Below are 10554 nucleotides of genomic sequence, written 5' to 3'. Positions count from 1 at the left end.
AAAAGCAGGTCTTTTTGTTTGTGCAATCAACCCGCCGAGCGGCTGTTACGAATCCGTCGGCGCGCACTGAGCGTCAGGCGGATCGACAGCATCAGCGCCGCACAGCTCAAACCGGCAATTAAACCTTCCCACAGCCCGCTCGGGCCGCTGGCCGGACCGAACAAGTCGGTCAGTCCCAGCACGTAGCCGACCGGCAGGCCGATGCCCCAATAGGCGAACAAGGTCAGGATCATCGTCACCCGGGTGTCCTGGTATCCACGCAGCGCACCCGCGCAGATCACCTGGATGGCATCGGAAAACTGGTACAGCGCGGCGTACACAATCAACATCGACGCAATCTGGATCACGGCCTTGTCAGGCGTGTAGATCGACGCGATAGGTTCGCGCAGGAGCAGGATCAGGGCCGCCGAGAACGCCGCGAACACCAGTGCCGCGCCGAGCCCGACCTTCGCCGCGAAGCGCGCCTGCCAGGGATTACCGGCTCCCAGTGCCTGGCCGACGCGCACGGTCACCGCCATGCCCAGCGAATAAGGAATCATGAACAGCAACGAGCTGATATTCAGGGCGATTTGATGCCCGGCCACCACGGTGGAGCCAAGACTGCCGATCAACAGGGCAATGACCGCGAAGATGCTGGACTCGGCGAACACGGCGATACCGATCGGCAGGCCAATGCTGACCAGACGCTTGATCACGGCCCATTTCGGGCGGTCGAAGCGTACCAGCACACGGGTGCGGGCATAGAAGGGGGCCCAGAAGGTCCAGCCGGCCATGCTCAACGCCATGAACCACATCACAATGCCGCTGGCCCAACCGCACCCGACGCCGCCCAGGGCCGGTGCGCCGAAATGGCCATAGATCAACGTGTAGTTCAACGGGATGTTCAGCAGTAGCCCGCACAAGCCGATGACCATGCTCGGGCGGGTACGGCCCATGCCATCGCTGTAGCAGCGCAGCACGTAATAAAACGCCATGCCCGGCAAGCCGAAGGCGATCCCGTGCAGGTACCCCATGCTCGGCTCGATCAATTGCGGATCGACTTTCATCCAGTGCAGGATTGGCTCGGCGCCGAGCAGCAGGCCACTGCCGATCAACCCGACACACAGTGCCAGCCACAGCGCCTGGCGTACCAGCGGGCCGATTTCGTCAAGTTGCCCGGCGCCAAAGCGTTGCGCGACCTTGGGGGTGGTGGCCAGCAGGACGCCGGACATCAACAGGTAGACCGGAATCCAGATCGAATTGCCCAAGGCCACCGAGGCCAGGTCCCGTGGGCTGACGCGGCCGGCCATCACCGCATCGACGAAGCCCATGGCCGTGGTGGCCAGTTGCGCGATCATGATCGGCAGGGCCAGGCTGAGCAGGCCTTTTAGCTCCAGGCGAACGGGGGTCGTCCGCGCCGGAGCAATGGCGGCGGTATTCTCAATTACAGGATTCAATGGCGAAACGTCCAAAAGGTATTGATGCACAGGCGCGCATTCTACGCGTTGACGCGGCAGTCAGGAAAAGACCCGTGTTACCGATTTGTAATCAAAACCTGTGGGAGCGGGTTTGCTCGCGAAGGGGGAGTGTCAGTCACCATTAATGTTGCCTGGCACACTGCTTTCGCGAGCAAGCCCGCTCCCACAAAGTAACTTGCGCTTCAGACACAAGTGAACAATGCCCGCTGGCCCACCACCCGCATCTACGCCTAAACTGCCGATCCGCCAAAGGAGCCTGCCATGCTGATTGTTGCCGACGAAAATATCCCCCTGCTCGATGCCTTCTTCGAGGGTTTCGGCGAAATCCGCCGGGTACCGGGTCGTGCCATCGACCGCGCTACGGTCGAGCAGGCCGATGTTCTGTTGGTGCGTTCGGTGACCAACGTCAATCGCGCGCTGCTCGAGGGCAGCAAGGTGCGCTTTGTCGGTACGTGCACCATCGGCACCGATCATCTGGACCTGAATTACTTCAAACAGGCCGGCATCACCTGGTCCAGCGCACCGGGCTGCAATGCCCGTGGCGTGGTCGACTATGTGCTCGGCAGCCTGCTGACCCTGGCCGAAATCGAAGGCGTCGACCTGACCCGGCGTACTTACGGGGTGGTTGGTGCTGGCGAAGTGGGTGGGCGGCTGGTCAAGGTCCTGCAAGGCCTGGGCTGGAAAGTGCTGGTGTGCGATCCACCTCGGCAAGCGGCGCAAGGAGGGGATTACGTCAACCTCGAGCAGATCATCGATGAGTGCGACGTCATCAGCCTGCACACGCCATTGACTAAGCAGGGTCAGCAATCGACCTGGCACTTGTTCGATGAACAACGCTTGAACCGGCTCCGGTCCGGCACCTGGCTGATCAACGCCAGTCGCGGGCCGGTGGTCAACAACGCGGCACTGCGCGATGTGCTGCTGGAGCGCGAAGACCTGCAAGCAGTGCTCGATGTCTGGGAAGGCGAGCCTGAGGTCGACGTGGCGCTGGCCGAGCTCTGCGTGCTGGCAACGCCACACATTGCCGGTTACAGCCTCGACGGCAAGCAGCGGGGCACCGCGCAGATTTATCAGGCGTATTGCGATTTCCTCGGGCAACCGGCCCGCGTCAGCCTGGGCGATTTGCTACCGGCACCGTGGCTTTCGCACGTGACCCTCAATGCCCAAAGCGACCCGGCCTGGGCGTTGGCGATGCTGTGCCGTGGCGTGTATGACCCGCGTCGTGACGATGCCGATTTCCGTCGCAGCCTTGTCGGCAGTGTCAGCGAGCAGCGTGCGGCATTCGATGTGTTGCGCAAGCAATACCCGTCGCGCCGCGAGATCGACGGGTTGCAGGTGCGGATCGAGGGGGATGCGCCGCAGTTGCAGAGGATTGTGGCGGCGTTGGGAGCGACACTGGTTTAAAGACCGCATTGGCCTTATCGCGGGCACGCCCGCTCCCACAGGAGCCGCGTTGGATACAAATGTTGTGTACGACCCGGATCCCCTGTGGGAGCGGGCTTGCTCGCGAAGGGCGCGCCACAGTCCCGGATTGGATAAGCAGGCATAAAAAACCCGGCCAACAATGGGCCGGGTCAAGAAGACGGTGGCTATATCACTTTTGTTCGGCAGGTTTGACCAATCGCTTTTCCAGTTCGCTGCAAGCTTTCTGGATCATTTCTTCAGTGATCGGTACTTCGCGACCCTGCTCGTCAATAATCGAGCAACCCAGAGACTGGTCTGGTTGCGTGCGGATCACTTGAATCTTGTCATCGCTGCTGTGTTGCAAGGACATGGCCTGTCTCCTCATCAGGTTGTTAGCTCACTGTAGAACCGCCAGGTGACCGGGCTATGACAACTCCCTGCGATCTTTCCGGGGGGACAGAACCAGTCCAGCAGAAATGCCTTCGCCTGGCTACCCGAACTTTAGACCAATAGCGTCTAGCCTCTAGTGTTGGTGGACATAATCAACCGGACTCATTGTGATTTGCAGCGAGCCACCCCATTGAGCGGTATAGGCTGACCCTAATGACTGCCTTGTCCAGGATAATTACGATGCTCTCTGCCCGTCACCGCCGTGCCATTCGCCTGGCCAGCCGTTTCATTGCGCCGTATCGCTGGCAGGCCATTGGCGCCTTGCTGGCGTTGATCGCCACCGCCGGCATCACCTTGTCCATGGGGCAGGGCATCCGCCTGCTGGTGGACAAGGGGTTCATGACCCAGTCACCGCACCTGCTCAATCAGTCCATCGGTCTGTTCATGGTGCTGGTGGCGGGGTTGGCGATCGGAACCTTTGCACGGTTTTACCTGGTGTCGTGGATCGGCGAGCGCTGCGTCGCCGACATCCGCCGCAACGTGTTCAATCACCTGATTTACCTGCATCCGGGGTTTTACGAAGACAATCGCAGTTCGGAAATCCAGTCCCGCCTGACCGCCGACACCACGCTGCTGCAATCGGTCATCGGCTCTTCGCTGTCGTTGTTCCTGCGCAATCTGTTGATGGTGATCGGCGGGATCATCCTGTTGTTCATCACCAACCCCAAGCTCACCAGCATCGTGGTGGTTGCCTTGCCCCTGGTGATCGCGCCGATCCTGATCTTCGGGCGCCGGGTGCGTAACCTCTCACGCCTGAGCCAGGACCGGATTGCCGATATCGGCAGCTATGTGTCCGAAACCCTGGGCCAGATCAAGACCGTGCAGGCCTACAACCATCAGGCCCAGGACGAGCGCCGGTTTGCCGTGACCGTGGAAGAGGCGTTCAACACCGCACGCAAGCGCATCTTCCAGCGGGCCTGGCTGATTACCCTGGTGATCGTGCTGGTATTGGGCGCGGTCGGGGTGATGCTCTGGGTCGGCGGCATGGACGTCATCGCCGGGCGGATTTCCGCCGGCGAGCTGGCGGCGTTCGTGTTCTACAGCCTGATCGTCGGCAGCGCGTTCGGTACCTTGAGCGAAGTGATTGGCGAGTTGCAGCGGGCAGCCGGAGCGGCCGAGCGGATTGCCGAGTTGCTGCGCTCAGAAAACATCATCCTGGCGCCAGTGGCGGGCGCGGTGAAACTGCCCGAGCGTGTCGAAGGCCAGTTGCAACTGCACAATGTGCGTTTTTCCTACCCGTCGCGGCCGCAAAGCTATGCTGTCGACGGCTTGAGCCTGACCGTCAATGCTGGTGAGACGCTGGCGCTGGTCGGGCCATCAGGGGCCGGTAAATCCACGGTGTATGACTTGCTGCTGCGATTTTACGACCCGGCCGAAGGGCGCATCCTGCTCGATGGCGTGCCATTGACTCAACTCGACCCGCTGGACCTGCGCCGCTGTTTCGCCCTGGTGTCGCAAACCCCGGCGCTGTTTTTCGGCAGCATTGAAGAAAACATTCGCTACGGCAATCCACAGGCGACCTTGGCCGAGGTGCAGGAGGCGGCAAAAATCGCTTACGCCCATGACTTTATCGAAGGCATGCCCAACGGTTACCAGACTCATCTGGGGGACGGCGGTCTCGGCTTGTCCGGTGGCCAGCGCCAACGCCTGGCCATCGCCCGCGCGTTGCTGGTGGACGCGCCGATCCTGCTCCTGGACGAAGCCACCAGCGCCCTCGATGCCCAGAGCGAACACCTGATCCAGCAGGCGCTGCCAAGCCTGATGAAAAACCGCACCACCCTGGTGATAGCCCATCGCCTGGCCACGGTGAAAAACGCCGATCGCATCGCAGTGATGGATCAGGGGAAGCTGGTAGCGGTGGGCACGCATCAGGAGCTTATCGCCAGTAATGCGTTGTATGCGCGGTTGGCGGCGTTGCAGTTTAGTGATGGACATGAAGCGGCATGAATGACTACTGATGAATGACGCCCGGTTCGGGCATTATGTCGTCCTCTGTTATGAGCCCGGATGAGGATATGAGCCGTTATCAACCACCGCTGACCTTGACGACGAAAATGTTGTCGCTGATCGCCGATATCAGCGAACAGATCGGTCAGCTTACGGCTATGGACGAACGCCTGCAGGCACCTCAGTTACGTCGTGGCAATCGGATTCGAACGATTCAGGCTTCTTTGGCCATCGAAAACAATTCGCTGAGCATCGAGCAGGTGACTGCCGTTCTGGCAGGGCAGCGTGTGCTGGGGTTGCCTCGGGAAATCCAGGAAGTACGAAATGCGTTTGCTGCTTACGAAGCCATGCCTGATTGGCAGCCAAGTAGCCGGACCGATTTACTGCGTGCCCATGAATTGCTGATGGGCGGATTGATTGATGAATACGGGCAGTTTCGTCGAACCGGCGTGGGTATCTATCGTGGCGATAAGTTGATCCATATGGCGCCGCCGCCGAGTCGCGTTGTGCACTTGATTGATGATTTGTTGGCGTGGCTTGGTGCCTCGGACTGGCATCCGCTGATTACCAGCTGCGTCTTTCATTATGAATTTGAGTTCATCCATCCCTTCGCTGACGGTAACGGACGTATGGGACGCCTTTGGCAAACCCTGATACTCAGTCAGTGGCGCCCGGTATTATCTTATTTGCCGGTTGAGGCCGTGATTCGGGATCAGCAGGAGGCGTACTACGCGGCATTGTCGGCGGCCGATCATTTGGCCGAATCAACGCCTTTCGTAGAGTTCATGTTGCGAGCCATGAGCCTTGCACTATCGGAGGCGGTACAGGGTGAGCGAGAAATCGACCCAGTAACCGACCCAGTAAGCGACCCAGTAGAGAAGTTGCTTTCTGCGCTGCATCTTAACGGTCCGCGAAAGATCAGCGAATTGATGGCTGACATCGGATTGGTGCACAAGGCGACCTTTCGGACTAACTATCTCAGGCCTGCATTAGCGGTCGAATGGATAGAGATGACCCATCCTGAGTCGCCAAGTAGTCCGGCACAAAAGTATCGCCTGACCCAGCTTGGAAAACAGGTCTTCGCACGGCTCAAGTCGGCAAAGAAATTCTGAGCAACAAAAAAGCCCGCATCTGTGATGCGGGCTTTTTTTGCGGGTCGATTTGAATCATTGATCGTCGAAATACCGCTCATGCCAGTCCACGATCGGCTGTGGTGAATTGAGCTTCTCGCCATAGATCACCGAATACGACAGCACGTTTTGCACATACTGGCGGGTTTCGTCGAACGGAATGCTTTCCACCCACACGTCGAAACTCAAGTGATCGGCGCCGCGCAGCCATTGGCGCACTCGGCCGGGGCCGGCGTTGTAGGCGGCGGAGGCGAGGACGCGGTTGCCGTTGAACTGGCTGTGCACCTGGCTCAGATACGCGGCGCCGAGCTGGATGTTCTTGTCCGGATCCAGCAGTTGCTGTGGCGAGCTGTAGGGAATGCTGAACTTGCGCGCGGTTTCCTTGGCGGTGGCGGGCATCAGTTGCATCAGGCCCGAGGCGCCGACCCCGGAGCGGGCGTCGTCCATGAACGCACTTTCCTGGCGGGTGATGGCGAACGCCCAGCTCGGATGCAGGCCGCGGTTCTTCGCTTCACGCACCAGCGTATTGCGGTGGGCCATCGGGAAACGGATATCCAGGTCATCCCAATACTGGGCCTGACTGATGGTGCGGATCGCCGGGAAATACCATTTCAGGTCGTAGGCCAGTTTGGCCTGGGCGACCATCTCGTCGCGGCTGAAGTGGCGGCTGACGTGGTACCACTCGCGGCGACCGTCGACAATTTGCCCGCGAGCGTGCAGTTCAAGGGCGCGACGCACGCCGGGAGTGTTGCGCACCTTGTTGATGGTGGCCTGGCTGAGTACCAGCGGTTTGTTGAGCAGCGAGTAGGGCGACTGTGAGCGATCGGCGGCGAGGAAGCCATAGAAGTCGCGTTCGCGGGCCAGGTTTTTATAGAGTGTCTGCGCTTCCGGATTCTGCGGTTGCGCCAGTTCCAGGCTGCGGGCCTGCCAGTAACGCCAGCGGTTGGTGGTGGCCAGGTCCTGGGGCAGGCGGCGGGTCAACTGGTAGGCATCGTCCCAGCGCGCCAGGCGCAGGAGCAGGCGCAGGCGCCATTCGGAAACCGTGTTGTCGCGCAGTTCCGGATCGTATTTGGTCATGACGTCCAGGGCACGACCGTCGAAACGTTTGGCGAGGCTCAGCCCGATTTCCCGGGCGATCGCGACTTTTTCATCCCGGGAGAAATGCATGCTGCTGGCGTAACCGTCGAGCAGGTTCATGGCCCTGTCCGGATCCTGGCGAGCCAGGCGGCGCAGGCCGAGGCTGACCACGTCGGACATGGCTTCATCGGCCGGGGCGAAGCGTGACGGCTGGTTGAGCAGTTCCGGTTTCTGCGCCACGTCCACCAGCAAGCGACCGCGAGGTGCGAGGGTGGTCATGCCATTGACCAGGCTGTTGGCCAGCGGATAGTTGCGCGCCTGGGCGGCGAGTTTCGCGCGTTCCCAGCGTTTTTGCTCGGTCAACTGGCCATCGGCGGCCCACATGCCGAACAGGGCATCGCAGGCTTCGGGCTGGGATTTGCCGGTCAGCCAGAGCTTTTCAGTGTTGGCATAACCTTCGGCCTTGAGGTTGTGGCTGATCTGGTACTGCGCATTCAGGCAGTCCAGTTCGGTGAAGTTCATTTTCGGGTCGTAATACTTGACGAAGGTCGCCCAGTCTCCCCGGTCCGCCAGCCAGCGCAACCAGCGCAGCTTCATCCAGTTGGCCTGGGGCAGGTCGCCGTGTTCGGCGAGGAATTTCTCGATTTCGGCGTTGCTCGCGGTTTTCAGGCGCGCGGTCAGCTCGTCGTACGCCAGGTAGGGTTCCAGCGGATAATCGGCGAGGGCCTGGCTGTAACGGAAATACGGGCCGCTATCGCCCTTGGCCAGGGCGCGCTTGGCTTCATCGTAATACTGGCGTTGGGTGGACAGGTCCACCGCCTGGGCGGATTGAACGGCAGCGGCAGACAGTAAAAAAGCAGATAAAAGATTGAAAAGGCGACTGCGCATGAGACGTCCGGGCAGAGAAAAATCATGACAAGCGCGGGCCAGGCCCGCGCTGAATTGTCTGTAGCTTAGCCTTTTGCCAGCAGCCGGTGAAAGCTTTGCGGGTCTTACCGCATCAGTTCGCAACATTTGTCCTTCAGAGTGCTGCGAGAGTGAAATTGCCGGCCTTCTGAAGCCTCAAGTCAGGTAGAATGCGCGCCCGGTTTTTGGAGAAGCTCATGACCCTGCTCAAATTCAGCGATGTGTCCCTTGCTTTCGGCGCTATGCCGTTGTTGGACAAGGTGTCCTGGCAGATCGCCCGTGGTGAGCGGGTGTGCATCATCGGCCGCAACGGCACTGGCAAGTCCAGCATGATGAAGCTCGTCAAGGGCGACCAGAAGCCCGATGACGGCTCCGTTTGGCGCGCACCCGGGCTCAAGATCGGCGAATTGCCGCAAGAATTGCCGGTGGCCGACGAGCGGACAGTGTTCGACGTAGTGGCCGAAGGCCTGGATGGTGTTGGCGCCTTGCTCGCCGAATATCACCACCTGAGCCAGAACATCGTCACCGACGCCGATCTGGACAAACTGATGCACGTCCAGCACGACCTCGAAGCCCGCGATGGCTGGCGTTTGCAGACCCTCGTCGACAGCACCTTGAGCCGCCTGCAACTGCCGGCCGACAAGACCCTCGCCGAGTTATCCGGCGGCTGGCGTCGTCGCGTCCTGCTGGCCCAGGCCCTGGTGTCCGAGCCGGACCTGCTGCTGCTCGACGAACCGACCAACCACCTGGACATCGGTGCCATCGCCTGGCTTGAAGAAGCGCTGAAGGATTTCCAGGGCGCCGTGCTGTTCATCACGCACGACCGTTCTTTCCTGCAGAACCTGGCAACCCGCATCCTCGAACTGGATCGCGGTGGCCTGATCGACTGGAATGGCGACTACGCCAGCTTCCTGGTGCACAAGGAAGCTGAACTCGCTGCCGAAGCCACTGCCAACGCGCTGTTCGACAAGCGCCTGGCCCAGGAAGAAGTGTGGATTCGCCAGGGCATCAAGGCCCGTCGCACCCGTAACGAAGGTCGTGTCCGTGCACTGAAAGCCTTGCGCGTCGAGCGTAGCGAGCGTCGTGAGCGTACCGGCAAGGCCAACATTCAGCTCGATACCGCCGACAAGTCCGGCAAGCAGGTCATGGTGCTCGAGAATGTGAGCTTCGCTCACCCGGGCGGGCCGTTCCTGATCAAGGACTTCTCCATGGTGCTGCAGCGTGGCGACCGTATCGGCCTGCTCGGCGCCAATGGTACCGGCAAGACCACCCTGCTGAAACTGATGCTCAGCGGCTTGCAGCCGACCAGCGGCAAAGTTGAAGAGGGCACCCGGATCGATGTCGCCTACTTCGACCAGTTGCGCCATCAGCTGGATCTGGAAAAAACTGTGATCGACAACGTGGCCGAAGGTCGCGACTTCATCGATATCGATGGCCAGAGCCGCCACGTGCTGAGCTACCTCGGCGACTTCCTGTTCAGCCCGCAGCGTGCCCGCACGCCGGTCAAGGCGCTGTCCGGTGGTGAGCGTGCCCGTCTGTTGCTGGCCAAGCTGTTCAGCAAGCCGGCGAACCTGCTGGTACTCGACGAACCGACCAACGACCTCGACGTCGAAACCCTCGAATTGCTCGAAGAGGTCTTGCTGACCTTCAACGGCACCGTACTGATGGTCAGCCACGACCGGGCATTCCTCGACAACGTGGTTACCAGCACTCTGGTCTTCGAAGGTGAAGGCAAGGTTCGCGAGTACGTCGGTGGCTATCAGGACTGGCTGCGTCAGGGCGGCTCGCCGCGCCTGCTGGGCGTGACCGAGAGCAAGTCCGGCAAGGCCGACCTGAACTCCGCGGTGGTGAAGGCCGAGCCTGCGCCGGTTGCGGCAGCGGTCGAAGCGCCGGTGGCAAAGAAAAAGCTCAGCTACAAGTTGCAGCGCGAGCTGGAAGCGTTGCCGGGGCAGATCGAAGCCATGGAGCAGCAGATTGCCGCCGTTGAAGCGCAGATGGCGGATGCCGGTTTCTACCAGCGTCCTGCGGCCGAAACGGCAGCGGTGATTGCTCAGTTGGAGCAATTGCAGGCTGAGCTCGACATCATGGTCGAGCGTTGGGCCGAGCTGGATGCCTGATTGATCCTGCAATAAAAAAGCCCGGCGCTCAGTGATGAACGCCGGGCTTTTCATATGCAATGCGAT

Annotated in this window: 7 protein-coding genes; 4 read left to right on the top strand and 3 right to left on the bottom strand. The window is 60.6% G+C overall.

Translation table 11 applies throughout. The features are described 5' to 3' along the window. Positions 1 to 26: 26 nt before the first annotated feature. Positions 27 to 1436 (bottom strand): MATE family efflux transporter, encoded by a 1410-nt coding sequence (locus ACM6IT_RS17495; RefSeq protein WP_056722306.1) that lies wholly within the window; start codon positions 1434 to 1436, stop codon positions 27 to 29. Between the two features lie 282 nt (positions 1437 to 1718). On the opposite strand from ACM6IT_RS17495, the gene pdxB reads away from it, so the two are divergent. Beyond that, positions 1719 to 2861 (top strand): 4-phosphoerythronate dehydrogenase PdxB, encoded by a 1143-nt coding sequence (gene pdxB / locus ACM6IT_RS17490; RefSeq protein ID WP_414914691.1) that lies wholly within the window; start codon positions 1719 to 1721, stop codon positions 2859 to 2861. 190 nt (positions 2862 to 3051) lie between these two features. Here the strand turns inward: pdxB and ACM6IT_RS17485 are convergent, their stop codons facing one another. After that, on the bottom strand, positions 3052 to 3231 hold the full coding sequence (locus tag ACM6IT_RS17485; RefSeq protein ID WP_046041374.1) for a PA1571 family protein: 180 nt from the start codon (positions 3229 to 3231) through the stop codon (positions 3052 to 3054). Between the two features lie 260 nt (positions 3232 to 3491). On the opposite strand from ACM6IT_RS17485, the gene ACM6IT_RS17480 reads away from it, so the two are divergent. After that, positions 3492 to 5258 (top strand): ABC transporter transmembrane domain-containing protein, encoded by a 1767-nt coding sequence (locus ACM6IT_RS17480; RefSeq protein ID WP_414918406.1) that lies wholly within the window; start codon positions 3492 to 3494, stop codon positions 5256 to 5258. Between the two features lie 68 nt (positions 5259 to 5326). Next, positions 5327 to 6370, top strand: coding sequence for a Fic family protein (locus ACM6IT_RS17475; protein WP_414918405.1), 1044 nt, complete (start codon positions 5327 to 5329; stop codon positions 6368 to 6370). Positions 6371 to 6424: 54 nt separating this feature from the next. On the opposite strand, the gene ACM6IT_RS17470 is transcribed toward ACM6IT_RS17475, so the two are convergent. After that, a complete protein-coding gene (locus ACM6IT_RS17470; protein WP_056721990.1) occupies positions 6425 to 8353 on the bottom strand; it encodes a transglycosylase SLT domain-containing protein in 1929 nt (642 codons plus the stop codon). Between the two features lie 215 nt (positions 8354 to 8568). On the opposite strand from ACM6IT_RS17470, the gene ACM6IT_RS17465 reads away from it, so the two are divergent. Then, positions 8569 to 10488 carry an ATP-binding cassette domain-containing protein gene (locus tag ACM6IT_RS17465; RefSeq protein ID WP_056721991.1) on the top strand — a complete coding sequence of 640 codons (1920 nt, stop codon included), beginning with the start codon at positions 8569 to 8571 and terminating at the stop codon, positions 10486 to 10488. Positions 10489 to 10554 lie beyond the last annotated feature (66 nt).

The sequence above is a fragment of the Pseudomonas sp. IT-P4 genome, from assembly GCF_949767755.1.
Taxonomy (GTDB): Bacteria; Pseudomonadota; Gammaproteobacteria; order Pseudomonadales; family Pseudomonadaceae; genus Aquipseudomonas; species Aquipseudomonas monachiensis.
The sequence above is the reverse complement of the archived record's forward strand: the minus strand, read 5'-3'. Positions and strand labels throughout refer to the sequence as shown.